Source organism: Thermoanaerobacterium sp. RBIITD (assembly GCF_900205865.1).
In the GTDB taxonomy this organism is placed as follows: domain Bacteria; phylum Bacillota; class Thermoanaerobacteria; order Thermoanaerobacterales; family Thermoanaerobacteraceae; genus Thermoanaerobacterium.
Map to the genome: position 1 here is coordinate 2951956 of NZ_LT906662.1, position 26215 is coordinate 2978170.

24 protein-coding genes, 2 tRNA genes, 2 pseudogenes and 1 riboswitch are annotated in these 26215 nt (G+C 30.6%); of the genes and pseudogenes, 22 read left to right on the forward strand and 6 right to left on the reverse strand.

The window, feature by feature from the left end; translation table 11 throughout:
- Window positions 1-50: 50 nt before the first annotated feature.
- The 12 genes from rplU to CPG45_RS14330 all read left to right on the forward strand — a co-directional run bounded on the left by rplU (window position 51) and on the right by CPG45_RS14330 (window position 9551).
- Entirely contained in the window at window positions 51-362 is a 312-nt protein-coding gene (gene rplU / locus CPG45_RS14275) for a 50S ribosomal protein L21 (protein WP_096232604.1), read from the forward strand.
- 5 nt (window positions 363-367) lie between these two features.
- Window positions 368-703 carry a ribosomal-processing cysteine protease Prp gene (locus CPG45_RS14280; protein WP_096232606.1) on the forward strand — a complete coding sequence of 112 codons (336 nt, stop codon included), beginning with the start codon at window positions 368-370 and terminating at the stop codon, window positions 701-703.
- Window positions 703-990 carry a 50S ribosomal protein L27 gene (gene rpmA, locus CPG45_RS14285; RefSeq protein WP_096232608.1) on the forward strand — a complete coding sequence of 96 codons (288 nt, stop codon included), beginning with the start codon at window positions 703-705 and terminating at the stop codon, window positions 988-990. The genes CPG45_RS14280 and rpmA overlap by 1 nt, the downstream gene beginning before the upstream one ends.
- 80 nt (window positions 991-1070) lie before the next feature.
- Window positions 1071-1298, forward strand: coding sequence for a Spo0B domain-containing protein (locus CPG45_RS14290; protein ID WP_096232610.1), 228 nt, complete (start codon window positions 1071-1073; stop codon window positions 1296-1298).
- A gap of 18 nt (window positions 1299-1316) precedes the next feature.
- Window positions 1317-2588 carry a GTPase ObgE gene (obgE, locus tag CPG45_RS14295; protein WP_096232612.1) on the forward strand — a complete coding sequence of 424 codons (1272 nt, stop codon included), beginning with the start codon at window positions 1317-1319 and terminating at the stop codon, window positions 2586-2588.
- A gap of 229 nt (window positions 2589-2817) precedes the next feature.
- Complete coding sequence (gene nadD / locus CPG45_RS14300) at window positions 2818-3441, forward strand: nicotinate-nucleotide adenylyltransferase (protein ID WP_096232614.1); 624 nt, start codon at window positions 2818-2820, stop codon at window positions 3439-3441.
- A gap of 4 nt (window positions 3442-3445) precedes the next feature.
- A complete protein-coding gene (gene yqeK / locus CPG45_RS14305; RefSeq protein ID WP_096232616.1) occupies window positions 3446-4027 on the forward strand; it encodes a bis(5'-nucleosyl)-tetraphosphatase (symmetrical) YqeK in 582 nt (193 codons plus the stop codon).
- A 48-nt stretch (window positions 4028-4075) separates the two neighbouring features.
- Window positions 4076-4459 carry a ribosome silencing factor gene (gene rsfS / locus CPG45_RS14310; protein ID WP_096232618.1) on the forward strand — a complete coding sequence of 128 codons (384 nt, stop codon included), beginning with the start codon at window positions 4076-4078 and terminating at the stop codon, window positions 4457-4459.
- Window positions 4460-4596: 137 nt separating this feature from the next.
- Window positions 4597-5253 (forward strand): helix-turn-helix transcriptional regulator, encoded by a 657-nt coding sequence (locus tag CPG45_RS14315; protein WP_096232620.1) that lies wholly within the window; start codon window positions 4597-4599, stop codon window positions 5251-5253.
- Between the two features lie 51 nt (window positions 5254-5304).
- A riboswitch (cyclic di-AMP (ydaO/yuaA leader) is annotated at window positions 5305-5430 on the forward strand.
- Window positions 5431-5540: 110 nt separating this feature from the next.
- Entirely contained in the window at window positions 5541-6641 is a 1101-nt protein-coding gene (locus tag CPG45_RS14320; protein WP_096232622.1) for an NAD/NADP octopine/nopaline dehydrogenase family protein, read from the forward strand.
- Window positions 6638-8290, forward strand: a complete 1653-nt coding sequence (locus tag CPG45_RS14325) for a cobalamin B12-binding domain-containing protein (protein ID WP_096232624.1) — start codon at window positions 6638-6640, stop codon at window positions 8288-8290. Before CPG45_RS14320 ends, CPG45_RS14325 begins: the two co-directional genes overlap by 4 nt.
- A gap of 115 nt (window positions 8291-8405) precedes the next feature.
- Window positions 8406-9551 carry a DUF362 domain-containing protein gene (locus CPG45_RS14330; RefSeq protein WP_231968816.1) on the forward strand — a complete coding sequence of 382 codons (1146 nt, stop codon included), beginning with the start codon at window positions 8406-8408 and terminating at the stop codon, window positions 9549-9551.
- A gap of 22 nt (window positions 9552-9573) precedes the next feature.
- Here the strand turns inward: CPG45_RS14330 and CPG45_RS14335 are convergent, their stop codons facing one another.
- A complete protein-coding gene (locus CPG45_RS14335) occupies window positions 9574-10836 on the reverse strand; it encodes a D-alanyl-D-alanine carboxypeptidase family protein (protein ID WP_096232628.1) in 1263 nt (420 codons plus the stop codon).
- Window positions 10837-10955: 119 nt separating this feature from the next.
- On the opposite strand from CPG45_RS14335, the gene CPG45_RS14340 reads away from it, so the two are divergent.
- From CPG45_RS14340 to msrA, 6 genes are all read left to right on the forward strand, one after another.
- Window positions 10956-11600: a helix-hairpin-helix domain-containing protein gene (locus tag CPG45_RS14340; RefSeq protein ID WP_096232630.1), complete on the forward strand. Its 645-nt coding sequence runs from the start codon at window positions 10956-10958 to the stop codon at window positions 11598-11600.
- Window positions 11601-11610: 10 nt separating this feature from the next.
- Window positions 11611-12645, forward strand: coding sequence for a selenide, water dikinase SelD (selD, locus tag CPG45_RS14345; protein WP_096232632.1), 1035 nt, complete (start codon window positions 11611-11613; stop codon window positions 12643-12645).
- Window positions 12646-12673: 28 nt separating this feature from the next.
- On the forward strand, window positions 12674-14059 hold the full coding sequence (selA, locus tag CPG45_RS14350; protein ID WP_096232634.1) for an L-seryl-tRNA(Sec) selenium transferase: 1386 nt from the start codon (window positions 12674-12676) through the stop codon (window positions 14057-14059).
- Window positions 14056-15942, forward strand: coding sequence for a selenocysteine-specific translation elongation factor (gene selB, locus CPG45_RS14355; RefSeq protein WP_096232636.1), 1887 nt, complete (start codon window positions 14056-14058; stop codon window positions 15940-15942). The genes selA and selB overlap by 4 nt, the downstream gene beginning before the upstream one ends.
- 69 nt (window positions 15943-16011) lie before the next feature.
- Window positions 16012-17067, forward strand: a complete 1056-nt coding sequence (locus CPG45_RS14360; protein ID WP_096232638.1) for a coiled-coil domain-containing protein — start codon at window positions 16012-16014, stop codon at window positions 17065-17067.
- A 105-nt stretch (window positions 17068-17172) separates the two neighbouring features.
- The gene (msrA, locus tag CPG45_RS14365) at window positions 17173-17658 is read left to right on the forward strand and encodes a peptide-methionine (S)-S-oxide reductase MsrA (RefSeq protein ID WP_096232639.1); all 486 of its coding nucleotides are present in this window, start codon (window positions 17173-17175) and stop codon (window positions 17656-17658) included.
- Between the two features lie 54 nt (window positions 17659-17712).
- On the opposite strand, the gene CPG45_RS14370 is transcribed toward msrA, so the two are convergent.
- Window positions 17713-19491: a glycosyltransferase gene (locus CPG45_RS14370; protein WP_231969144.1), complete on the reverse strand. Its 1779-nt coding sequence runs from the start codon at window positions 19489-19491 to the stop codon at window positions 17713-17715.
- 55 nt (window positions 19492-19546) lie between these two features.
- Window positions 19547-20143: a DUF6385 domain-containing protein gene (locus CPG45_RS14375; RefSeq protein ID WP_157732424.1), complete on the reverse strand. Its 597-nt coding sequence runs from the start codon at window positions 20141-20143 to the stop codon at window positions 19547-19549.
- Window positions 20144-20314: 171 nt separating this feature from the next.
- On the opposite strand from CPG45_RS14375, the gene CPG45_RS14380 reads away from it, so the two are divergent.
- Complete coding sequence (locus tag CPG45_RS14380) at window positions 20315-21874, forward strand: glycosyltransferase (RefSeq protein ID WP_096232645.1); 1560 nt, start codon at window positions 20315-20317, stop codon at window positions 21872-21874.
- Between the two features lie 91 nt (window positions 21875-21965).
- Here CPG45_RS14380 and thiW read toward each other — a convergent pair.
- From thiW to CPG45_RS14395, 3 genes and pseudogenes are all read right to left on the reverse strand, one after another.
- Window positions 21966-22426 (reverse strand): annotated as a pseudogene (gene thiW, locus CPG45_RS14385) (energy coupling factor transporter S component ThiW).
- A 108-nt stretch (window positions 22427-22534) separates the two neighbouring features.
- A tRNA-Sec gene (locus CPG45_RS14390) sits at window positions 22535-22630 on the reverse strand.
- Between the two features lie 22 nt (window positions 22631-22652).
- Window positions 22653-23141 carry a phosphatidylglycerophosphatase A family protein gene (locus CPG45_RS14395; RefSeq protein WP_096232647.1) on the reverse strand — a complete coding sequence of 163 codons (489 nt, stop codon included), beginning with the start codon at window positions 23139-23141 and terminating at the stop codon, window positions 22653-22655.
- A 129-nt stretch (window positions 23142-23270) separates the two neighbouring features.
- Here CPG45_RS14395 and gltX point away from each other — a divergent pair, with 129 nt between their 5' ends.
- The 3 genes and pseudogenes from gltX (at window position 23271) to CPG45_RS14415 (ending at window position 26212) form a co-directional block, all read left to right on the forward strand.
- Window positions 23271-24716, forward strand: a complete 1446-nt coding sequence (gene gltX / locus CPG45_RS14400) for a glutamate--tRNA ligase (RefSeq protein WP_096232649.1) — start codon at window positions 23271-23273, stop codon at window positions 24714-24716.
- Between the two features lie 821 nt (window positions 24717-25537).
- Window positions 25538-25854 (forward strand): annotated as a pseudogene (locus CPG45_RS14410) (DUF436 family protein); the annotation flags it as partial.
- A gap of 284 nt (window positions 25855-26138) precedes the next feature.
- A tRNA-Gln gene (locus CPG45_RS14415) sits at window positions 26139-26212 on the forward strand.
- Window positions 26213-26215: the final 3 nt, after the last annotated feature.

A 26215-nucleotide genomic window follows, 5' to 3' on the forward strand; every position in this document is an offset into this window, starting at 1 on the left:
TTGATGAAGTACCTTGTTTTCGGCGAGACTGGTATAGAGGAGGTGCCTTTATGTACGCAATAATTGAGACAGGTGGTAAGCAATATCGAGTTCAAGAAGGAGATATTCTCGAAATAGAGAAGCTTAACTGTGAAGCTGGTAGTGTTTATACATTTGATAAGGTATTGGCAGTTGCAAAAGATGATGGTACTGTAAATTTTGGCAAACCCTATCTTAACGATGCAAAAGTTGACGCAAAAGTACTTGAACATGGCAAGGGTAAAAAGATAATTGTATTCAAGTATAAACCTAAGAAAAATGAAAGAAAAAAGCGCGGACATCGCCAACCATTTACAAAAGTTCAGATAGAAAAGATTGTATAAGGAAAATGATTAAAGTTGAGATATTTCGCGATATTAATGATAAAGTGCACAAATTCGTTATAAAAGGGCATGCAGGGTATGACGTGTATAATAAGGATATAGTGTGTGCTGGTGTTACGGCTGTTGCGCAGACAGCAATACTTGGCATAGAGCTACTTCATACTGTATCAATTGATAAGATGATAGATGATGGGTACATGCATGTTGAAATAAAAGATAATGGTTCAAATGAAGATAAAATAAAATTATGTGCAATTATTGACACAATGATTTTAGGACTTAAAGATATCGAAAAAGATTATCCTAAATATGTAAGAGTGATCGATAGGAGGTGTGAATAATGAAGCTGCAATTATTTGCTCATAAAAAAGGTATGGGAAGTACACGCAATGGACGTGATAGTGAATCAAAGCGCCTTGGCGTAAAAAGAGCAGATGGGCAATATGTTTTGGCCGGAAATATATTAGTTAGACAAAGAGGTACAAAGATACATCCTGGTATTAACGTAGGCATAGGGAAAGATGATACATTGTTTGCACTTACAAATGGATATGTGACATTCGAAAGAAAAGGCAAACATAAGAAGCAAGTAAGCGTATATGATAAAAGAAAAGAGGTCCTGGCATAAGCCGGGATTTTTCTTTTTTGTATTTAATTATTTTGGTATAATGTATATAAATAAGCTAGCTAAATTGTGAGGTGATTTTAATGACAGAAATAGAAGATTTATTTGTAAAATATATAAATATGAAAAGGCATCAATATTTGAATGACCTGCAGGTAATACTTGGATATGCTCAACTTGGTAAACTTGATAAGATATCAGAATATGTGCATAAAGTAATAAATGAATTTGATGAAGAACGGGAAATATTTAATAATAATAACATGGATAGTATCTTAAAATATATAAAAAATAAAGATATGAATGCTTAATTTGGGGTAGGTGATTTTGTGTTTATTGATACTGCTAAAATTTATATAAGGTCAGGCAATGGTGGCAATGGTGTAATTTCTTTTCGAAGAGAAAAATATGTAGCTTATGGAGGTCCGGATGGCGGCGACGGTGGAAAAGGTGGAGATGTAATATTTATAGCAGACCCAAATATGTCAACACTTATGGATTTTAGATATAAGAGAAAGTATGTAGCATTAAACGGTGAAAACGGACAAGGAAATAAAAAATATGGGAAAGATGCCGAAGATTTGTATATAAAAATTCCGGTAGGGACACAGATAATAAGAGATGATACAAATGAAATAATTGCGGACCTTACAAAGCCCGGTCAAAAGGCAATTGTTTTAAAGGGTGGAAAGGGAGGAAGGGGGAACGCAAAATTTGCTACACCAACATTAAAGACACCAAGATTTGCAGAAAGCGGTGAGGAGGGAAAGGAACTCTATGTAAGACTCGAATTAAAATTACTTGCGGATGTTGGCCTCGTTGGATTTCCAAATGCCGGAAAATCTACATTACTTGCGGCTTGTACAAAAGCAAAGCCAAAAATTGCAGACTATCCCTTTACAACACTTTCACCGAACCTTGGTGTGGTCTTTCATAAGGGAAAGTCCTTTGTTATAGCTGATATACCTGGACTTATAGAGGGTGCTCATAATGGTGAAGGTCTTGGATACGATTTTTTACGACATATAGAAAGAACGAAATTGATTTTGCATGTTGTAGATATATCTAATCAAACTACTGACCCGATAAAAAATTTTAAGAAAATTAATAATGAACTATATCTTTATAGCGATAAATTAAAAAAATTTCCTCAGATAGTTGTATTAAATAAAATAGATGCTGTTGATTTAAAGGAAATGGATATTGATGCTGTAGAGAGTAAAATTAAGGAAATGGGATATGATGTCTATAAAATATCTGCAATGTCAGGTGCAGGTATAGACAGTTTGCTTGATAAAACTATAGAAATTCTTGATAAAATAAAAGTCGACATAGAAGCTAACACCGAAGATGTTATAATATATGACATGCCCAAAGAGGAAGAGACCGTTAATATAGATATAAAAGATGGTACATTTTATTTAAGTGGAAGTAAAATTGACAGACTTTTAAAAAGGGTTAATTTGCAAGATGAAAATTCCTTAAGATATTTTGAGAAAAATTTAAAGAAAACAGGAATAATCGAAGAACTAAAAGAAAAAGGGCTTAAAGATGGTGATATAATAAATGTAAGAGATTTTGAATTCGAATATTATGATTAAAGGTGGATAAGTCAATTTTAAATCATTCTAAAAAAATTGAAAAATTTCTTGATTAACAATATATACAGTTGTTAGTGAACATTAAATATTGTATAATATATAAAAGTAATAATAAAAATTCTTTTGGGAAAAGTGAAACATTTTTGCTTCTTACATTGTGGAAGGTAATAGATTGAAGAATCTTCATACTTTCATTTGTGAGATAAAATATTGTGGAGGACATTCATATATGACTAATGATAAATTAAGGCTTGGTATTATGGGTGGAACATTTGATCCGATACATTTTGGGCATCTTGTAACAGCAGAAGCAGTGAGAGATAAATTTAATCTTGACAAAGTTATATTTGTTCCTTCAGGGAATCCACCACATAAGATTAAAAGAAGCATTACGGACAAAAAAGTAAGATATCTAATGACGATACTTGCAACAGTTACAAATCCTTATTTTGAAGTATCCGCTATTGAGATAGAAAGAGAAGGCTACACATATACGATTGATACTATAAAAGAGTTTAAAAAAATATATGGTGATTCGACAGATATTTATTTTATTACTGGAGCAGATGCTATACTTGAAATACTGACATGGAAAAATGCCGAAGAACTTTTGGATATATGCAATTTTGTTGCTGCAACAAGACCCGGATATGCAAATGACACAATAAATAGTAAAATAAAGTATATAAAAAGAATGTTTAATAAAGATATTTTTCAAGTAACTGTGCCATCACTAGCTATATCTTCAACAGATATAAGAAATAGAGTATTTGAGGGAAGACCAATTAAATATTTGCTTCCTGAATCTGTAGAAAGATATATTGAAAAATGCGGACTTTATAAAAGAAGGTGACATTATGAATGTGGATTTTTATATAGATAGACTTAAAACTTTATTAAATGAAAAGAGATTTAAACACTCCATAGGTGTAATGGATACGGCAGTGAAACTAGCAGAGCGGTATGGTGCAGATGTAGAAAAGGCTAGAGTAGCAGGACTTTTACATGACTGTGCAAAAAATTTAAGTAGTGAAGAATTAATTGCACTTGCAGAAAAATATAACATTGAATTAGATGATGTATTAAGGCATTCACCATTTTTATTGCACGGACCTGTTGGTGGATATTTAATAAGAGACAATTTTGGAGTATGTGATGAAGAAATTAAAAGAGCAGTTATGCTACACACAACAGGTGACAAAGATATGACACTTCTTGACAAGATAATATTTTTGGCGGATTTTATTGAACCTGGAAGAGACTTTGAAGGAGTAGATGTTTTGAGAAAAACTGCAGACGAAGACCTTGACAAAGCAGTTATTATGGCTCTTGATAGGACAATCGAGTTTGTAATAAAAAATAATCAACTGTTGTACAATAAGACTGTTATTGCACGCAATGATATGCTTATAAAATTAGAAAAATCTAACATTAATTAAATAGGCATTATTTTAATAGTAAATTGAAACAATATTTATCAAAAAATAATGTTTTCGGAGGGTTTGTCATTGTATAAAGACAGTAGTGAATTAACTTTTAAAATTTTAAAGATTCTTGATAATAAAAAAGCCATTGATTTAAAAGCACTATATGTAGGAGATTTGACGACTGTAGCAGACTATTTTATTATAGCAAGTGGTACTTCAATAACACATGTTAAATCATTGTGTGATGAAGTGGAAGAAAAGTTGAATGAAGATGGTGTACCGGTAAACCACATCGAAGGATACAATAGTGCAAGGTGGATTTTAATGGACTATGGCAACGTAGTTGTTCACATCTTTACAAAAGATGAAAGAGATTTTTATTCGTTAGAAAGACTTTGGAGTGACGCGAAAGAAATAGTACTTGACAAGCTAATATTTGATTAGTATAATATTTTTAATATAAACCTCTCAGGCCTGCATATATAAGGCAGCGAGGTTTTTTTCGTAATAATTTATTCAATAAAATATATAATATTTAAATTAGTTTAATTAACATTTAGAAGTTTTGGGGGGGGATAAAAGTGCCATCGAAAACGCATCCTATTTTAAAGAACATGATACCTGTTGTAGAAAGTATTGCAAAAACATTTGGCAAAAACTGTGAAGTTGTACTTTATGACTTTTCTAATTTACAGAGTTCTGTTATCGCAGTTGGTAATGGCCACATAACTGGCAGAGAAGTTGGTAACCCAATACCTGAGATTATTTTAAAAGCATTAAAATCCAATAAAACTGATAATGAAGTTAATTTTAAAAGTAAGGGTAAAGATGGAAAAATATTAAAATCTACTACTGTTTATTTTAAAGATGACAGTGGAAGACCAATTGGGTGTTTATGCATAAATATTGATATCTCAGAATATATTATGGTAAAGAATACACTTCAAGACCTTTGCGAGATAAACGATGGTGAGGAATTATCTGCCGAGCCTTATAGCGGAAATGTTAATGATGTCCTTGAAAATATAGTAAATACTACAATTGAGAATTATGGAAAACCTGTGAATTTTATGTCTAAGGAAGAAAAAGTAAATATGGTAAAAATGCTCGATGCTAAAGGTACATTCCTCATAAGAGGCGCGATTGACTATGTGGCAAAAATATTATGTGTATCGAGATATACAATATATAATTATCTTGATGAAATAAGGGTTGGTGATGATTTAAGCAAATACTAAAATAAATTTGCAATACTAAGACAAAAATGGTATAATTTATATAACTTAATATGATGCTAAACGCTTAATTCATAAGAAGCGGGGGACCCAGTTAAAGGGGTGAATCCATATTGCATGGAAGGGTTATCTTTCGATCCTAACCCGTCAGCTAACCTCGTAAGCGTTGAAAGAGGAGGAGATAGCATGGATATATTCGGTTATAAGTCCTTCTACTAGTAACCGTGTTCAGGCTGTAGATTTTCTCTATAGCTTTTTTGTTACCCAAAAGTAGAAGGAGGTCGTGTACAATGAAGTTACCATCTTTTGCAGTAATTGGAGCTGGAAATGGCGGTCAGGCAATGGCGGCACATCTTTCTTTGATGGGATTTTCAGTCAATCTTTATAATAGGACGTATGAAAAACTTATTCAAATATTAAATAATGGTGGTATATATCTTGAGGGCCCAACAAATGGTTTTGGTGAAATAAACAAAATTACTGATGATATCGAAGAAGCAATAAGCAATGTAGATATTATAATGGTAACTATTCCGGCATCAGGACATTCTGATATAGCATATGAAATGTTACCATATCTAAAAAGTGGTCAAATAATAGTTTTAAATCCTGGAAGAACATTCGGAGCAATTGAATTTTACAATATTATTATTAAGAGAAATGATATCGATGTTACAATATCAGAAACAGATACATTTATTTATGCATGTAGGTCAAATAATGGTGTTGCTAAGATTTACAGAATAAAAGATGTCGTATCATTAGCTGCAATACCTTCGTGGAGAACAAATTATGTTGTTAATCTTTTGAATTTAGCATATACACAAATCATTCCGGCTGAAAATGTTTTAGTTACAAGCTTAAATAATATAGGTTCGATATTTCATCCAACACCAACTCTTTTAAATTCTGCGCGAATAGAGACAACAGATGGAAATTTTCAATATTATTTAGAAGGTATATCACCATCTGTAGCAAAAATACTAGAAAGAATAGATAAAGAAAGAATAGCAGTTGCACATGCACTTGGTGTAAATGCCGTTACAGCATTAGACTGGCTAAAAGAAACTTATGGTTCACATGGGGATAATCTATATGAGGCAATACAAGATACTGATGCATATAGAGGCTTGTCAGCACCAAAGACACTTGAGTGCAGATACATTTTTGAAGATGTTCCGATGAGCCTTGTACCAATTTCATCTATAGGAAAACAGTTGGGGATTCCTACACATACAATTGACTCAGTAATCCATCTAGCATCTTGCATGCACGAAAAGAACTACTGGAAAATTGGCAGAACAGCTCAAAAACTTGGGCTTGAAGGTAAAAGTGCTGATGAGATTAGAAATATTGCATGTGGTGTAAAGGAGGAGATTACGGTCGCATGAAAAAATTAATTATTGCAGCATCATTAGAAAATGATGTACATGTAGCTGGTGTTTTTAATTTTTTAAGATTAGCAGAAAAGGAAGGGTATGCTACTCAATTTTTAGGTCCCGCAACTTCGATTGATAATCTTATAAATAATGTAATAAATAAGAAACCGGATATTGTTGGTGTAAGCTACAGATTAACATCAGATTCACTTAAAAATATTTTAAAGACTTTAAAAAGTAAAATAGATTATTATGATCTTAACAAAATAAGATGGATTTTTGGTGGTACAGAGCCTAACGCAATAGTTGCGAAAGAGTCAGGAATTTTTGAAGCTATATTTGACGGTACAAATGGTGATGAGTATACAATATCATATTTGAAAGGTAATAAAATTACCATTGGTGAAGAAATGTATGAACAGGATATAATAAGCAGGATAAATGAAAGTTATCCATACCCTGTAATAAGACACCATTTTGGACTACCTTCATTTGAAGATACACTTAAAGGAATTAAAAAAATAGCAGAGGAGAAAATACTGGATGTAATTTCACTTGCACCGGATCAAAACACTCAAGAGCATTTCTTTGATAAAAAATACAATAAATCTCTTGATGGTGCAGGTGGTGTTCCTTTAAGGACTGAAGAAGATTTTAGAAGACTTTATGAGGCATCAAGGTGCGGCAACTATCCATTATTGAGATGCTATAGCGGTACAAATGACATTTTTAAAATGGCGAAAATGCTTAAAAACACTATTCATAATGCATGGGCTGCAATTCCATTATGTTGGTATAATATATTAGATGGGAGGGGTCCAAGACAGGTAGAAGAGGCAATAGCAGAAAATCAAAAACTGATGAAGTGGCATGCAGATCAAAATATACCTGTTGAAGTAAATGAAGCACATCATTGGAGCTTAAGGGATGCTCATGACGCTATATGTGTTGCTGCAAGTTACTTAGCTGCATATAATGCTAAAAAAATGGGTGTTAAAAATTATATAGCTCAATTTATGTTTAATGTTCCACCATCTATTTCACCAAAAATGGATCTTGCAAAAATGTTAGCATCTATAGAGATGATTGAAAGCCTTGAAGATAAAAATTTTAAAGTTATAAGACAGGCAAGGGCTGGCCTTGCCAGTATGCCGCAGGACCTTTATGAAGCTAAAGGGCAGCTTGCATCGAGTGCGTATCTATCAATGGCAATTAAACCGCACATTTATCATGTTGTAGGTTTTTGTGAAGCACATCATGCGGCAACACCAGATGATATTATAGAAAGCGTAAAAATTGTAAAAGCTGTAATAAAAAATACACTTTCGGGTATGGTAGATTTCACAAAAGATAGTGATATAATAATACGCAAAAATGTGCTTATTAATGATGCAAATATTATACTAAAAGGTATTAAAGATTTAAATGAATATTGCAATGACCCATTATCAGATCCACACTCACTATCGATAGCTATAAAAACGGGGATATTAGATGCTCCACATCTTAAAGGGAATAAGAGCGCAAGAGGAGCACTACAAACTAAAGTGGTAAATGGAGCATGTTATGCATATGATTACGAAAATGATAGAATTATATCTGAAGAAGAAAGAGTTTCAAAAATCCTTGATGAATATCAAAAATTAATTGTTGTAGCATAAGACAAAGGGAAACGCTTATATAAGCGTTCTTTTTAATTTTATATAAGATTGTTATTTCTGAAATAATGTATTATTATTCTATTGATAGGTACTAAAATAATTAAAGTAAGAGGCGGTGTATATCTTGAGTATTGTATCTATAGAAAGATGCAGGACATATAGTAGCACTGAGGTAAAATCAGCGATTAATAAATGTATTAATAATCTTGGAGGCATTGATAAGTATGTGAAAAAAAGTGATAAAGTATTTTTAAAAGCAAATTTGCTTAAAAAAAATAAACCCGATGATGCTGTAACGACACATCCTGCTATAGTTGAGGCAGTTGCAAACATTGTAAAAGATATTGGTGCTATACCGATAATAGGTGACAGTCCATCAGGCCCTTTTAGTGAAAGGGCATTAAAGGGAATTTATGAGTCAACTGGCATGGAAGAGGTTTCAAAGCGAACAGGTGCAGAACTGAATTTTATAACGGATGAGCTATCAGTAAAGATACCTGGTGGAAAAGTAATAAAACAAGCGACAATAATGAAAGCAATAATGGATTGTGATTTAATTATTTCAATTCCTAAATTAAAGACACACGGTATGACAGTATACACAGGAGCTGTTAAAAATCAGTTCGGAGTAATACCTGGTCTTGTTAAAGCTGGATACCATTTAACCATGTCAAACATTAAAGACTTCGCAGATATGCTTATCGACCTTAATAATTTTTTGAGGCCTGTTTTAACCTTTATGGATGCTGTCGTTGGTATGGAAGGTAATGGACCATCCGCCGGAAAGCCAAAAGATATTGGCCTAATTATTGCATCAAATGATGTATTTTCACTTGATACAGTTGCAACATCAATAATAGGATTAAAGCCAGAGGATGTGCCTACTGTTTTTATGGCACAAAAAAGAGGATATGGTAAATTAGAAGATATCGATATTAAGGGTCTTAGCATTAACGATGCTAAAGTAAGTGATTTTGACATACCAACACTGAGAGGTTTTAGCGTTACAGAAAAAATTCCACCATTTTTATCGAAATACATAGATAAATATGTAAAACCATATCCAGAATTTAATCATGAAATATGTAAAAGCTGCGGTATATGTGTATCGAGTTGCCCACCAAAAGCTCTAAAAATGATTAATAGAAAACCGTTGGTTGATTTAAAAACATGTATAAGATGCTTTTGCTGTCAAGAATTATGCCCACATAAAGCAGTAAAAATAAAAAGACCTTACTTATCAAAATTTTTATATAGATAAAAAAGGGTTTAAAAATTCTTTTTTATTTAGTAAAAATATATTTACTTTTCGCTTTTATCTTTTTTTTTCGCCATAATAAAGCTGCTAAAAGTACAACTAATAATCCGGAAAAGAATTCTATATATGTCATTATCTTATTATGATCTTTAACAACATTGGTTTTGCTTTCATTGTAATAAGTACCTATTGAATTTTTATATACTGTCTCATTTGCTAATAATTGAACACTACCTATTTCTTTTCCGTCTAAGGTATATTTTAAGAAACCTAAGATAGTACCCTTTTTAATAGGTGCGTTTATATCATTATTTAGCTCAACTTTTGATTTAATACTATTTTCTTCTCCCTTTGGAACTTCGTAGTAAAAAGCATCTTTTGACACAAGTGGCAATTTGAATTTCACTTTGCCAATTTCAGCGTATGTTACAATTGTACCTTTATCAACTAATTTCACCAAATTGTAATTATTAAAACCATAGTTAAGTAATTTAATTGTATCAGACCATATGTTTGCACCTTCATCACCCATTATAACGGAAATTAATCTGTGCCCATTTCTTGTTGCTGATCCTACGAAAACTTGATTAGCTGCGACCGTATAACCAGTTTTAACACCGTCTGCACCGTCATAATGAAAGCTAGTCGGCTTTATAAGCTTGTTGCTAATCCAAAGGTCTCTTGGCTTATTGAATTTGTTTGTTGGTGGTATTTGATAATGCATTGTACTAACGATTTTTCTAAATGTCTCATTATTCATAGCGTATCTCGCAATTAATGCCATATCATATGGTGTAGCATAATGATTTTCATTAGGTAACCCATTAGGATTTACAAAGTGGCTATCATTAGCACCTATTTCCTTTGCTTTTTTATTCATCAAATCGGCAAAACCTTCGATGCTACTACCTATATGGTCTGCGATAGCAACAGCTGCGTCATTAGCGGATTCAAGCAACATAGCATATAGGAGCTGTTCAAGTGATAGCTGTTCACCAGGTACAAGATACATGGCATTTCCATCTATCTTAGTCACATCATCATTTGCAGTTACTATGTCGCTAAGATTTCCTTTTTCTAATGCTATTATAGCTGTTAGGATTTTAGTTGTGCTGGCAGGAAACATTCTTTGATGCATATTCTTATCGTATAAAACTTGTCCTGTCGTAAAATCCATCAAAACTGCCGTTGGCCCTACAATTTGAGGCTTTTCTTCAATAGCGTAGACATGGGGTATATAATTTATTAATAATATAAAGACCAAAAAAGACAATAAAAAATTTTTCATTTCTCTGCCTCCATTTTGCGCTTATAATCTAAGTATACCAAAAAAATATAAAAAATAAAAAGGAATTTTTATAATAATGTAGAAATAATTATATGAATTAATTTAATAGGGGTGTACATATGATAAAATTTAACAAAAGACAACAATACGCTTTAATTATTCTTCTTGTTATAGTTTTATTTGTTTCAGGATATTTTATATACGTAAAAAGTAAAAATGCACAAGACACAGGTATAAAAGTGGACATAAAAAATGAATCTAGTGTTTTAAAAGACAGTAAAGATGAAGAAACAAAAAAGTCTCAACTAAAAAGGGATTTAAAGGTATATATAACTGGTCTTGTAAAATCACCTGGTGTTTATACAATGAGAGATGGTGACAGAATTGATGATGCAATAAAGCTTGCAGGCGGAGCATTAGACGGTGCAGACCTTACAAACATAAATCTTGCAGAAAAAGTAAAAGATGAGCAGATGATAAAGATACCAAAGTTAGGCGAAAACAACGGGCCTTCTAATAATGATGGAGGTAATAATGGACAAAATAGTTTTGAAAGTAAATCAAATGATGGTAAAATAAATATAAATACGGCATCAAAGGCTGAGCTAGATACACTACCTGGGATTGGCGAAGTAACAGCTCAAAGAATAATTGATTTTAGAGAGCAACATGGGAAATTTCAAAAGATAGAAGATATAATGAATGTATCAAGGATTGGCCCTAAGCTATTTGAACAAATAAAAGATAAAATAACAGTTGATTGAAGGTGATTGCATGGTAGATAGAGTGAGATTAACACAAATGTCATGCAGTTCCGGCTGAGCTGCCAAATTAAGCCCTGAGGCGTTGGCACAGGTTCTGTGTCAATTTGATATACCTAATGATAAAAATTTGTTGGTTGGTTTAAATACAAACGATGACGCAGCCGTCTATAAGATAGATGGAAATAATGCAATTATTAATACGGTTGATTACTTTACGCCTATAGTAGACGAGCCTTACGATTATGGCCAGATTGCGGCTGCAAATGCCTTAAGTGATGTTTATGCAATGGGTGGAAAACCATTGTTAGCACTAAATATAGTTTGCTTCCCAACACAATATCTTGACATGTTAAAGGAGATATTAAGAGGCGGAAATGATAAAGTTAAAGAAGCAGGAGTATTTATAGCTGGTGGTCATACCATACAAGATAATGAACCGAAATATGGACTATCTGTAACAGGGTTAATAAAACCGAATATGGTTATCAAGAACTGCAATGCAAAACCAGGAGACATTCTTATACTTACAAAACCTATTGGCACTGGTGTAATAAGTACAGCGCTAAAACGTGATAAATGCCCTGAAGATGTATTAAAAAATGCCGTAGATGTTATGAAGTATCTAAATAAAGATGCATCATCAATAATGATGCAAATTGGTGTTAATGCATGTACAGATATAACAGGTTTTAGTCTTTTGGGCCATGCTTATGAAATGGCACATTATAGTAAAGTAAGTATAGAATTTGATGTAAGCAAAATATCATTTATAGAAGGTGCAAAAGAGCTTGCATCAATGGAATTTATACCAGGTGGGACATATAGAAATAAAAACTATTTAAAAAAGTATATAAGGATAGACAACGTTGCTGAAACAATAGAAAACTTGTTATTTGACCCACAGACATCCGGAGGACTTTTGATATCGGTTAGCGAGGATAAGGCAAATACACTATATGAGGTGCTTAATAGTGGTACAAGATTTAAATGTAGTATAGTAGGAAGAGTTATTGATAGAGGAGAATTTGATATTTATGTAAAATAGTTCCATGTAGAACAAGGAGAGATTTTTTTTGAAAGATTTACTAAGGGAACTACCTTCTGTTGATGAAATATTGAAAGACAATGATATAAAAAAACTTTTTTCAATTATTAAAAGGGAAAATATAATATATGCTGTGAGAAAAGCTATAAATTTTTATAGAGATTTAATACTTAAAGGTGATGTAATTAAGTTTAATAACAAAGATATTATTAATAAAGCTATTAAATATATAAGTAAGGAAAAACAATTTAAGCTAAGAAGAGTAGTAAATGGTACTGGTATTGTAATACATACAAATCTTGGCAGAGCACCATTGCCTAAAAATATGTCAAATAAATTAATAGATGTATCAACACATTATTCAACACTCGAGTATGATATAGAGGCTGGCAGTAGAGGGTCAAGATACTCACATGTTGAAGAGCTTTTATGTATTTTAACTGGGGCTGAAGCGGCTTTAGTTGTAAATAACAATGCCGCTGCAGTTCTCCTTGCATTATCAACTATTGCCAAGGGAAAAGAAGTAATTGTATCGCGTGGTCAGCTTGTAGAAATTGGCGGTTCTTTCAGAGTGCCTGATGTGATGAGCCAAAGTGGTGCAATATTAAAAGAAGTCGGTACGACAAATAAGACTCACGATTATGATTATATTAATGCAATTAATGAAAATACTGCTTTAATATTAAAGGTACATACAAGCAACTATAAAATAATTGGATTTACATATGAAGTAAAATTAGAAAAAATAGTTGAGATTGCTCGAAAATATAATCTGCCTACAATGGAGGACCTCGGAAGCGGTGTACTTGTTGATTTAACTAAATATGGCCTTTCATATGAACCGACTGTTCAATCATCAATCAAATCTGGGATAGATATAGTTACATTTAGCGGCGATAAATTACTTGGTGGACCGCAGGCAGGAATAATTTTAGGCAAACGTAAGTATATTGAAATGATGAAGAAAAACCCTTTAACTCGTGCATTAAGGGTCGATAAAATGTGCTTATCAGCCCTCGAATATATTTTAAAGATTTACCGTGATGATGATCCGCAAAAAAATGTACCGGTATTAGCTATGCTTACTTTAGATAAAGAGGAATTATACAAAAGAGCCGAAAATCTACGTAATATATCTGGTGATATCAAAAACCTTGATGTAAAAATTGCTGAAATAGAATCAATGGCTGGAGGAGGTTCACTTCCAGGTTTAGCTATACCATCTTATGGTATAGCTATAACTATAAGAAATATGACTGCTAATGAATTAGAAGAAAAATTAAGAATAAATGAAATACCAATTATTACAAGGATAATACAAGATAAAGTAATAATAGATGTAAGGACACTATTTGATGATGATTATATAATTATACATGATGCAATTAAAAATATATCGGAGGAAGTAACTTGAAACATATAATTATTGGAACAGCCGGACATATCGATCACGGCAAAACCGCTTTAATAAAAGCCTTGACTGGAAATGATACAGATAGACTTAAGGAAGAAAAACAAAGGGGTATAACTATAGATTTAGGTTTTACTTATTTTGATTTACCGTCCGGTGTTAAGGCAGGTGTAATAGATGTGCCGGGGCATGAGAAATTTATAAAAAATATGTTGGCAGGTGCACATGGCATTGATATTGTATTAGTTGTAATAGCTGCTGATGAGGGTGTGATGCCACAAACAAAGGAACATATAGATATACTTACATATCTCGGCATAAAAAACGGCATTGTCGTCATAACCAAATGCGATAAGGTCGATAATGATTGGTTAAGGATGGTTAAAGATGATATTAAAGAATATTTAAAAGACACTTTTTTAAAAGATGCTCCAATAATAGAGGTATCATCATTAACAGATTATGGAATAAAAGAATTGATTGGAATAATAGATAATAAAGCAAAAGAAATAACTGAAAAAAATTTTAAGGGAATATTTAGGTTACCTATTGACAGGGTTTTTACTGTGCATGGCTTTGGAACGGTTGTTACAGGAACACTTATATCCGGGACAATAACAAATGGTGATATAATAGAAATATATCCAGAGATGATAATAACAAAAGTGAGGAATATACAAGTCCATGATGCCAATGTTGATAGAGCTTATGCAGGTCAAAGAACGGCATTAAATATTGCTGATGTTAAAAAAGATGAAATAAGTCGTGGTGATGTTATTGCACCACCTGATGTCATCGAACCTTCTAAGATAGTTGACGTGAAATTATCTTTATTAAAAAACAAAAGCATAAAAAATCGAGAGAGAATAAGACTTTATACAGGAGCGTCAGAAACTATAGGAAGAGTTGTACTACTTGATAGAGATGTATTAAATGGTAATGAAAGCACATATGCTCAGATAATTCTTGAAAAAGATGTATGTGTCCTAAAGGATGACAGATTTGTTATAAGGTCATATTCGCCAATGATAACAATTGGCGGTGGTATTATTTTAATACCAAATGCAGTAAAACTTAAAAGATTTAAATATGAGGCAATAGAAGAACTTAAAAAAATTTATGAAAATGGAGACCTATATTTATTAGAAAAATATATTTATAATTCTATTTTACCTATTCCGATTATGGATGTTAGTAAAAGATTTAATATACCTGATATTCAGGATGTTATAGATAAAATGACATCTCTTTTGAAAATTAATGTTAATGGCGTGATATATCTATATCATAAGAAGATATATGAAGGTATACAAAAAAACGCAAAAGATTATTTATCAAATTACCATAAAAAATACCCTTTAAGAGAAGGTGTTTCAAAAGAAGAGCTTATTGTTAAGCTATTTGGCAATTTGAAAAGTAAGCTAACAGATTATATCCTAAAATTAATGGAAGATGATAAAGTAATAAAGATAAATGCAAAAAATGTATCACTGTATAATTTTAATGTAACATTAACACATGAACAAAAAAATATAGAAATTAGTTTATTGAGATTATATGAAACAGCAAAGTACAATGTAAAAAGACCGAGAGAGATAGAGGACTATGATAATATTTTGCCTGTTTTTAATTATATGGTAGAAAAAGGCGAGCTCGTTAAAATTAATGATTATATTTACTTGACACAAAATAATTTTAATAATTCAAAGGAAATACTTATAAATTATCTTAAAGATAATAATGATATCACCCTTGCTATATACAGGGACTTGTTAGGAACGAGCCGCAGAATAGCTATAGGTATACTCGAATATTTTGATGCGATAAAATTAACAAAAAAAGTTGGTGACATTAGAATATTAAATAAGGGATTTAAAAATTCTTGATTATATTAAGAAGGATTTTTTGATATCTTCTCGAATATATAAATAGATTTTATTATTCGAGGAGATTATATGAAAAGAATTGTAATAATTATAATAATATTCGCTCTATCATTTTCTATGATAAAAACTACGTATAGTGACCCTGTGTTGGATTTAAAAAATGCTGAATCAGAAGAACAAAAGATTATTCTTGATTTACTTAATTTAGACATGGAAAGAACTAAATCAATAAGGGAACTTGACCAGATAAATGCTGAAATAAGTAAAATAAATGCACAAATCAATTTAAAAAACGTGGAAATAATAAGTCTTAATCAGAATATTAAAAATGAGAGAAACCGTATAAAAGGTTGGTTTAGATTCTTGTATATGGATGGTACAAATACAATTCTTTCATTGATTTTAATGTCAAGCAATGCTGTAGAACTTTTACATAGGATAATCTACATTGACATAATTACTAATTATTTTTACTCGAAATTGGATCATATAAATTACCTCCTTAAAAATAAAAAGGCCGAAGAAATTTCTTTGAACAATCAAAAAAATGACCTTAATAAAAAACAGCATGAACAGAATGATGTAATAAATAAAATCAATCAATTAAAAATAAGTAAAACAGCGATGCTAGAAGATATAAGAAAGCGTATTGCGGATTATCAAAAAATATTGAATATTAGCGATTCGATCGACATGAGCTTACCATCACTTGATTATTTACTAAACAATCTTTCAAAATTACCATGGGAAACATTAAAACCTGTTAATATAGATTATTCGCTATTTTCTATATCCGCAGTATTTAGCGATAAATCCATTAATGATATGATTAATAATTATGATGATAAATTAAAAGGCATTGGGATTAAATTTGATGGTAGTGGTTTTACATTAAGCGACCAAGACAATTATACACTTAAAGGTAATTTTGCAATTGATGGAGGTAAAGTCAAGCTTGATATTAAATCTATTGACATTAAAGGCATTGCTATTACTGGCGATTATTTAAACAATATGCTAAGGAATTACAATACAACATTAAATTTTGAAAGCCCATTAGTAGCATATAAACTAAGCGATGTGAAAACATCCGAAGGTAATGTGATATTTACATTAAGTAAATAATTATAAATACTTTAAAATGATTTTCATTAAATGGATTAAATGATAGAATAATATTATAACATTTTTGAATTTTACTTTTAATTATACAATATTAGGAGGATTAACGTGAAAGAAATAGTTTTTGCAGGTGGTTGTTTTTGGGGAGTTCAGGCATACTTTGATACGATAGATGGTGTAATATCTACAAAAGTAGGTTATGCTAATGGAAATAAAGAAAACCCAACATATAAAGAGGTTTGCACGAATACAACCGGATTTGCCGAAGCATGTTATATAAAGTATGATGAGAATATGATATCCTTAGAAGAATTATTAAAGGCGTATTGGAGGATAATAAATCCGACATCAATAAATAAACAGGGAAATGATATAGGAACACAGTATCGTACGGGAATTTACTATATCGATAATGATGACCTTAATATTATAATAAAATCAAGGGATAACGAACAAAAAAAATATGAAAAACCGATAGTTACAGAGATAGAACCACTCAAAAACTTTTACGATGCAGAAGAATACCATCAAAAATATCTTGAAAAAAATCCCGGCGGCTATTGTCACATTCCACGTGAACTCTTAAAAAGATAGATTATAAAATGGCTTAATATGTGACAGCGAATTACATATTAAGCCTTATATTTATTAATCCATTTTTTCGTCCAATATTGCAAGTGCTTCTTTATCATAAATATTGAAAAGCTTCATTGACCGCAAAATCTCATCACATGCAAATTGATAAAATCCATATTTATAGTATAATTTACCTAATCTCAGTAAAACTTTATTATCATTAATGAGGTTTAAAAGGTTTAAACCTTTCTCAAATATTTCGAATTCCTCAAGATATAAAAGCCTTTCTAAAATTTCAAATATTATATCTTCATATTCTGAAGATAATTTTTCATCATCACTTAATGTTGTAGGCATTTCACCTTTAGATAAAATCATTAATCTCAACATGACGTCATATAATTTAGGTTTAATTTTTTTAATATATTTTAATTCCTCATTGATATTATCTTTTTTAATTATGTTTAATAAAATTAGATCGGGTACTATATTTTCATAGAATGAACTATCTTTTCCAACTTTGCTCCAGTATTTATATGCATTATTAAAATTTTTAAGATTAAAAAAACAATTTCCAGTCAAATAAAGAACTTCATCGTTAATGGTATTATTTAAAATAAGTTCATTTAAGTATTTGAGGCATACATCATATCTTTTAAATCTCATAAATATTTTTATCAATAATATTTTATCTTCATAAATATTTGGATCTAAATATTTTTCTATTTCATTCATTGCTATATCTAAAGGTTTTGTAATAAGAAGAATATAACTCATGTCATATAATGGTTCTTTAAATTTTCTATTGTTATTATATGAATCAACAAAATTTTTATATGCAACATCATAATCTTCTAATTCAAGATACAATTTACCCAAGGCATAATATGCTCTATAACTACCTGTACCTGCTATAAAACCTAAATCATCCGGTGCATCACCCATCTCAATGCATTTTTTAAACATTCTCTCTGCAATAGTGTATCTTTTTTTGATATGAAGTATATAACCCTTTAAAAAATAAAGATCTGTTAAATTTTGATAATAGGATATTCCATTTTCGATCATTTTTATTGATTCATTATATCTTCCGAGTTCATTTAGACATAGAACGATCCTTACGTATAGTTTTGAAAGATAACCTGTTTTGGCAAAAGTATTTTTTAGAGATATCATATATTCATCAAGTGCTTTACTGTAATCCTCAAGTGCAAAATATTCATTTCCCAAGTTGAATCTCATAAATGGATCCTGTGGATTGTTTTTAAGGACTTTATTAATTATTAACATATTTCTTTTTCTTTTATTTTTATTTTGGACTTCATAATTTAAATATCCATAATGATATACTTTAATATCCGTATTTATTAATTTTGCATTTGGATTTACATTCTGTATGACAACTGCAATTTGTTCATGTATTGGATATATAAATCTATATTCAGGTCTATTTCTCATAATTCTTAAATTCATATTAATAGCGGTTTCATAACTTGGACTATTACCGACAAAATTTATAGTTTTAAAAAAATATGCTTCATCATCGTCATTTAATATTTCTTTTACTTTTTTTAAATCATTTTTATCAAGTTCATCATCCGCATCCATAAATAATATCCATTTTCCATGTGCCATATCTAAAGATTTATTTCTGGCCTCACTAAAATCATCATGCCATTCTACGCTATAGATGTTAGCTCCATATGACCTTGAAATTTCTACAGTTTTATCTATAGAACCAGTATCAACTATGACAATTTCATCTACCAAATCCTTAACACTATCAAGACACCTTTTAATATTTTTTTCTTCATTTTTTACAATCATACAAAGGCTTATAAGTGGTTGCATCAAAAATCATTCCTCCTCTTTTTTATGTATTTAGGTGCTTTAAAGCACCTTTATCTTAAGTTTGAGCATTGTAATAAAATTCTGCAGTAACAGTTGAAGTACCCGCGTTATAAAAAATACGAGTATAGTTTAGAAATCTACCAGCAATGAGGGTTGCCGCAGTACCTGGAGCAACACTTATTTCACCTGTTACGTCATCAATATAATACGCTTCAGCGGTTGTCGGACTTATCTGTAATACAACGGAAAATGCGGCATTACCAGTATTTCTAACATAATAAGTGTACATTGTTTTCTGTGAGGTATCTTCTGCAAGCAAGGCTCCTGTCCCAGTAACATTATTAATTGAAGAAGTAACGGATATAAAACTCCTACCAGATAATACATTGGATATCGTATCAATACTCGAATTAAGTGGACGAATATTTACTGTATTAGTAACATTGGTATTCACCGTATTAGTAACATTAGTATTTACAGTACTAACAACGTTTTGAACTGTTATATTATCTACTGTATATGATAATGGTCTTATATTAAGGTCCGACGCCGTGACTGTAATAGAGGCATTTTGCAAAGTTGTTAAAAGATTTCCACTAGCATCAGTCAATAAGGCTGTAACGGTTCCTTGTGCAGTTTGTCCGTGAACCAATGTTTTGAGCTGGCTTGCTACAGGATTAAAAACAATATTGTTGGGCATATTTTTCACCTCATATTTTAATTCTTTATATATATATATATATATGATTTATATATAAAAATGTTATATATGATAAGCAATATTTTTTTTAATGAATATATTAAAATAATGAGGTGATGTGTAATGAGAGTTTTAATTGGAAGTGCTATAAAACAGGATTATGATATTTTAAGAGAATTTTTGGAATCAATAAAAAATCTTGAATCGGATAAAATAAAAATAGATTACTATTTTGTTGATGACAATGATGATAAAAGATCAAGTATTTTCCTATATGATTTTAAAAAAGAAGTTACTCAATCAACAGTAGAAATAATTACTGCAGAAAACAAGAATATGAGATATCTAAGGGACGATGTAACACATTATTGGACAGATGATCTTATGAATAAAGTTGCGGATATTAAAAATAAAATAATAAACTACGCTAAAGAAAAAAATTATGATTTTTTATTTTTAGTTGATTCAGATTTATATTTACACCCTATGACATTAAAACAGCTGATTATGGCAGAAAAAAATATTATATCAGAGATTTTTTGGACGAAATGGTCACCGGATTCTATAGATTTGCCACAAGTATGGGTTTCTGATCAATACACTCTATTTGAAAAAGGTATGAGTGAAAAATTAACCCAAGAAGTGATAAATGAAAGAACTATGAGATTTTTAAACATGCTATTAGATAGAGGTATTTATAAAGTTGGAGGATTAGGAGCTTGCACACTTATATCAAAAAAAGCTATTAATTCTGGATTATCTTTTAGTGCAATATATAATCTTTCTTTTTCAGGAGAAGATAGACATTTTTGCATAAGAGCGGTTTCTCTTGGCTTTGAACTTTTTGTGGATACCCATTGGCCAGCATTTCACATATACAGAAGTGATGATTTAAAGAGGTTATCTATTTATAAAGAATGTATAAAAAAAATTAATGGAATATATAAATATATTATGCTGCCATATAATAGAAGAATAAAAATATCGGATAATAGAGTCACGCTTTCTATGGTTCTAAAAAATGAAGCTAATAGATATTTAAAAGATGTTTTAAAAATCGCACGCGAAATAGTTGATTCCGCTGTAATCATTGATGATGCAAGTACAGATAATACAAAAGAAATATGTTTAAAAGAGCTTAGTGGGATACCTGTAACATACATTGTCAATAAAAAATCAATGTTTAACAACGAAGTTGAACTTAGAAAAAGGCTTTTTAATGAAACAATAACTAAAAATCCGGATTGGATACTCTGCCTTGATGCAGATGAAATATTAGAAGATAAAATCATTCATAAAATAAAAGGAATTATAGATAAACCATATTACGATACAGTATGTTTTAGATTATATGACTTTTGGAACGATCATCAATATAGGGACGACATTTATTGGAATGCCCATAAGAGAATGTGGCCTTTTCTTATAAGATACCAGCCATATTTTAAATATGTTTGGAGAGAAATACCTGTACATTGTGGGAGATTTCCTTTGAATATTTTTGAACTTCCAACAGGAACCAGTGAGATAAGAGTAAAACACATGGGCTGGGCTAATGAAGAAGACCGCCTTTTAAAATATAATAGATATATGCAACTAGACGGTGATGGAAAATATGGTATATTAGAACAATATAAATCAATACTCGATAAGAATGTTAATTTAAGGGATTGGGAGGATTAAAAAAGAAAGATGATATATTAACACCAGAAGGCATATTAATTGTTTTCTGGTGTAATTGCAATAGCTTAAAAAAATACTCAGTTTTAAAACATTACTTTTTTAGAAATATATTTGTCATTTCTAGAAATTTAAATATAGCCAAAGCTATTATGCTACCACTAATTGTATTAATTGAAAAATGAATTATAAAGAAAAAAGCAGCGACATTTTTACAATGAATAAATTTTGCAATAGGAAAAGCTAATATAGCACCTATTATGCCTGTACCGATTATCTCACCTAAAATGCGAGTAATTTTTTACCCGTTTTTTTATAGAGAATTCCGCCAAATAAAGCACCGATCATACTTCCTGGAAACGCAAGTAAAGTACCTGTGCCAATGAAATTTCTAATTAAAGATATACAAAATGCAATTAATACAGCATAGCTCGGTCTGAGTGTTACTGTAGAAATAACGTTAATTATATGTTGTATAGGTGTTGTTTTAGATGCACCAATAAGTATTAAATTGATATAATTATACTTTATAAATATGGTTTTGTAAAGATAAATTTAATTTTAATTGTGCCGAATAAGTGCACAAAATGTGCCCTTACTTGCAAAAATCTGCATAAATAAAAATTAAATAATAAAAAAGTCTTATAAAGCCTTGATATAGAATGGCGGGAGTATGTGGGAATCGAACCCACCCCTCGCCTTTTTAGACGAGAAGCTGGTTTTGAAGACCAGTAGGCACACCAGCACCTATCTACTCCCAATATATTAATATTTTATAATATTATTTGTCCCTTTTCAATGGCTTGCCGCTTTTTATTGAGTGAGCAATTCTCGAACATGCTGCTGCTACAACCGCAGCAACTAAATCATCAATAAAAGTATTACATCTTTCATCTTTATGTTCATTTAAAACACCAATAATTCCAAGCTTTACTTTATCAAGATATCCGAAATTTGTAAGTCCTATTGAACCATATATATTTGTTATACTTAATGCTAATGTTTCATCTATACCATAAAGGGGCTCGTCTCTTTTTAATATTGATAATAATGGCTCGTCGAGCATATTTTTTTCTGCTAATTTATCAAGGGTTATGCCTGTCAAAATGGCATTTTGTACCTCTCTTTTATCAAGTACAGCATTTAAACTCTCTATGCTTTCCTCCCTTGTTAAATCATAATACTTCTTTTGAAGTTCTATAACAAGGTCAGCCATATCATTTATTGTTACACCACGTTCTTTTAATAAATTTATTATGATATCCTTCATTTTGTGCCTCCTAATCTTAAAATTGGTTATAATCATATAATATGATGAAATGTTGAAAAATATTATATATTAAAGTATAATCAAAATTAGTTTTAAAGTCCATAGACAAAAGTTGAAAGGGATGTTTTTATGAGTGAAATTAGAGTAAGATTTGCACCAAGCCCTACAGGAAATTTACATATTGGTGGTGCGAGGACGGCATTATTTAATTGGCTTTTTGCAAGACACAATAATGGTAAAATGGTTTTAAGAGTAGATGATACAGATTTGGAGCGTTCTACAGGTGAATCGATGAAAGCTATAATTGACGGATTAAATTGGCTTGGTATTGATTGGGATGAAGGCCCTATATATCAGTCAAAAAGGCTTGATGAATATAGAAAGTATGCGAAAAAATTAATAGATGAAGGCAAAGCTTATTACTGTTTCTGTTCAAAAGAAGAGCTTGATGAAATGAGAAATATAGCTCAAAAAGAGGGAAAACCCCCTATGTATACAGGTAAGTGTAGAAATCTAACTCGTGAAGAAGTATCAAAATATTTAGATGAGGGGAAAAAACCTGTTGTGAGATTAAAGGTCCCTATGGAAGGTAAAACAGTGGTTCATGATATAATAAGAGGTGATGTAGAATTTGATAATGCTACATTTGATGATTTTATTATTATGAAATCCGATGATATGCCAACATATAATTTTGCAACAGTTGTAGATGATTACGAATTAAAAATAACTCACATTATAAGGGGTGAAGAACATCTTTCAAATACACCTAAGCAGATTTTGATGTATGAAGCTTTAGGATTTGATATTCCAAAGTTTGCACATGTTTCAATGATATTAGCACCGGATAGAAGTAAACTAAGTAAAAGACATGGAGCTACATCTGTTCAAGAGTTTAGAGACCTTGGATATTTGCCTGAGGCTATAATTAACTATATAACGTTGCTTGGTTGGATCCCTGAAGATGGTGAAGAAATATTTAATACGTCAAAAAGTATAAAAGAATTCACACTTGAGCGGGTATCAAAAAATCCGGCTATATATGACACAAAAAAGTTGACATGGCTAAATGGTATTTACATAAGGGAATATGATATTGATAGATTAACTAAGGAAGTAATACCATTTTTAATTAAAAATGGCCTTATTAGTGATGATTATGATTATAACTATATCAAAAAAATCGTCAATGCTGTGAGAGGAAGAGAAAAAACTCTTGCAGAAATAGCAGATGCTATGAGTTATTATTTTATAGATGAATTTGATTATGACGAAAAAGGTGTAAAAAAACATTTTGAAAAAGATGGTGTTGCTGATATTTTAAAAAAGGCAGTCGAAGCACTTAATGATGTATCGAATTTTAATGTAATAGAAACGGAAGAAGTATACAGAAACCTTATAGTAAAATTAAATATTACAAGCGGAGCCCTTTTTCATCCTACAAGACTTGCAATTTCGGGAAGAACATTTGGCCCTGGCTTATTTGATATAATGGAATTATTGGGCAAAGAGAAAACAATAGAAAGAATCAAAAAAGCTATAAAATATATCGAAGAAAATATTAAGAGTAAATAAGAGAACATTCTAGTTCTCTTATTTATTATGAATGTCAATATAAGGGATATATTGACTTTTACAACATACGCTTATTTCTAAAACCTCATATACTTTTAAAAAAATATAATTGCATTAGATTAAACGCTATTATCATAAACATTAGCACTGTTTCAATGCACGTTGGGCTATGAAGAAAACAATGGTCTAAATGCCATGGAGATTTTACTCTTTTATCTTTTAATGTATTGATTTTTCACCCATATCATATACTCTATTAATATAGGTGAGTAATTGTTTTAAATAACTTTTGTTCATTTTTAAGCATCCTTTTCTATGAGTTTGTGAACAAAACTATTATAAAAAGGATGCTTCTATTATGCAAAGTTTTTATAACATCATCTTTTGTACTAAAAGTAATATTTCATATCATTTTACCATATCCAATAGTTTATAGATTTCTGCTTTTTATAATTTATAGCTTGAAGTTTTAAGAATGTCTGGACAAGTTTTCTGTTTTTTATACAAATCTTAATCTATGATTTTCTTTTTGTTATTTGTTATTAATAATATTTTTAACATCTTTTAATATATGTTAAGTTATTAAACATTGATACAAAAATGAAATGTTTATGTCTTAAAATGATAGATAAAAATTGCAATAACATATATATAAAATTACAAAAAATGTAATTGCATTTATTAAGGTTGACATATGTTATATTATATAATAAAAGTGTTGTTGTAAAATTACAGTAAAAGAGGGTGTTTATTTTGAATAAGGGTTATATCTATCTTACTATTACAGTGTTTTTTTTCAGTACATACGAGGGATGATATGAATGGATTTGATTGAGATTTCGAAACAGACCAAAATTGTGATAGATGAATTATTAGACATTGCAAATGTTAAAAAAGGTGGTTTATTTGTTCTTGACGGTAATACCAGTGAAGTTCTTGGTAAGAAAGTTGGCACATCGGGAAGCTTAGATGTTGCAAAAGCAATTGTTGACCCACTCTTTGAATCTATCAAAAAAGAGGTTTATATCTTGCAATACAAGGTTATGAACACTTAAATAGAGCGCTTCTTGTTAAAGAGGAGGCAATGAAAAAATATAACCTTGATGAAGTAACGGTTATACCACAGGTACATGCTGGTTTTGGTATAGGGCTTTTCTTAATTAGAATGATTTAAGCCTATTGTATTACCAATTTGAGCCATTTTGAAATCAAAAAATGATTCACTTTAGTTTTTATGCAAACAAATATGTAACATTACTATCATCAAATAAATAAAACATAAACGTTTTTTCGGCAAGGGTAATCTAATGTAGTGGAATAAAATATAAAAAAAAGACTAATATATATTTATATATTTTGTAAAAAGTGAAAAACCTCTTGTCAAAATTAAAAAGCCGTGATATAATAACAACTGTCAGTTGATGCCGAATGGTGTAACGGTAGCACCGGTGACTCTGGATCATCTAGTCTAGGTTCGAATCCTAGTTCGGCAGCCATTA

Bases quoted from the DNA above. Each gene is read 5' to 3' on its own strand.
- CPG45_RS14370 (WP_231969144.1), bottom strand. From the start codon at position 19,491: ATGCAACCACTTATAAGCCTTTGTATGATTGTAAAAAATGAAGAAAAA.
- rpmA (WP_096232608.1), top strand. From the start codon at position 703: ATGAAGCTGCAATTATTTGCTCATAAAAAAGGTATGGGAAGTACACGC.
- CPG45_RS14325 (WP_096232624.1), top strand. From the start codon at position 6,638: ATGAAAAAATTAATTATTGCAGCATCATTAGAAAATGATGTACATGTA.
- rsfS (WP_096232618.1), top strand. From the start codon at position 4,076: ATGTTTTCGGAGGGTTTGTCATTGTATAAAGACAGTAGTGAATTAACT.
- CPG45_RS14360 (WP_096232638.1), top strand. From the start codon at position 16,012: ATGAAAAGAATTGTAATAATTATAATAATATTCGCTCTATCATTTTCT.
- rplU (WP_096232604.1), top strand. From the start codon at position 51: ATGTACGCAATAATTGAGACAGGTGGTAAGCAATATCGAGTTCAAGAA.
- CPG45_RS14395 (WP_096232647.1), bottom strand. From the start codon at position 23,141: ATGAAGGATATCATAATAAATTTATTAAAAGAACGTGGTGTAACAATA.
- CPG45_RS14320 (WP_096232622.1), top strand. From the start codon at position 5,541: ATGAAGTTACCATCTTTTGCAGTAATTGGAGCTGGAAATGGCGGTCAG.
- CPG45_RS14280 (WP_096232606.1), top strand. From the start codon at position 368: ATGATTAAAGTTGAGATATTTCGCGATATTAATGATAAAGTGCACAAA.
- yqeK (WP_096232616.1), top strand. From the start codon at position 3,446: ATGAATGTGGATTTTTATATAGATAGACTTAAAACTTTATTAAATGAA.
- gltX (WP_096232649.1), top strand. From the start codon at position 23,271: ATGAGTGAAATTAGAGTAAGATTTGCACCAAGCCCTACAGGAAATTTA.
- CPG45_RS14340 (WP_096232630.1), top strand. From the start codon at position 10,956: ATGATAAAATTTAACAAAAGACAACAATACGCTTTAATTATTCTTCTT.
- CPG45_RS14380 (WP_096232645.1), top strand. From the start codon at position 20,315: ATGAGAGTTTTAATTGGAAGTGCTATAAAACAGGATTATGATATTTTA.
- CPG45_RS14335 (WP_096232628.1), bottom strand. From the start codon at position 10,836: ATGAAAAATTTTTTATTGTCTTTTTTGGTCTTTATATTATTAATAAAT.
- nadD (WP_096232614.1), top strand. From the start codon at position 2,818: ATGACTAATGATAAATTAAGGCTTGGTATTATGGGTGGAACATTTGAT.
- CPG45_RS14290 (WP_096232610.1), top strand. From the start codon at position 1,071: ATGACAGAAATAGAAGATTTATTTGTAAAATATATAAATATGAAAAGG.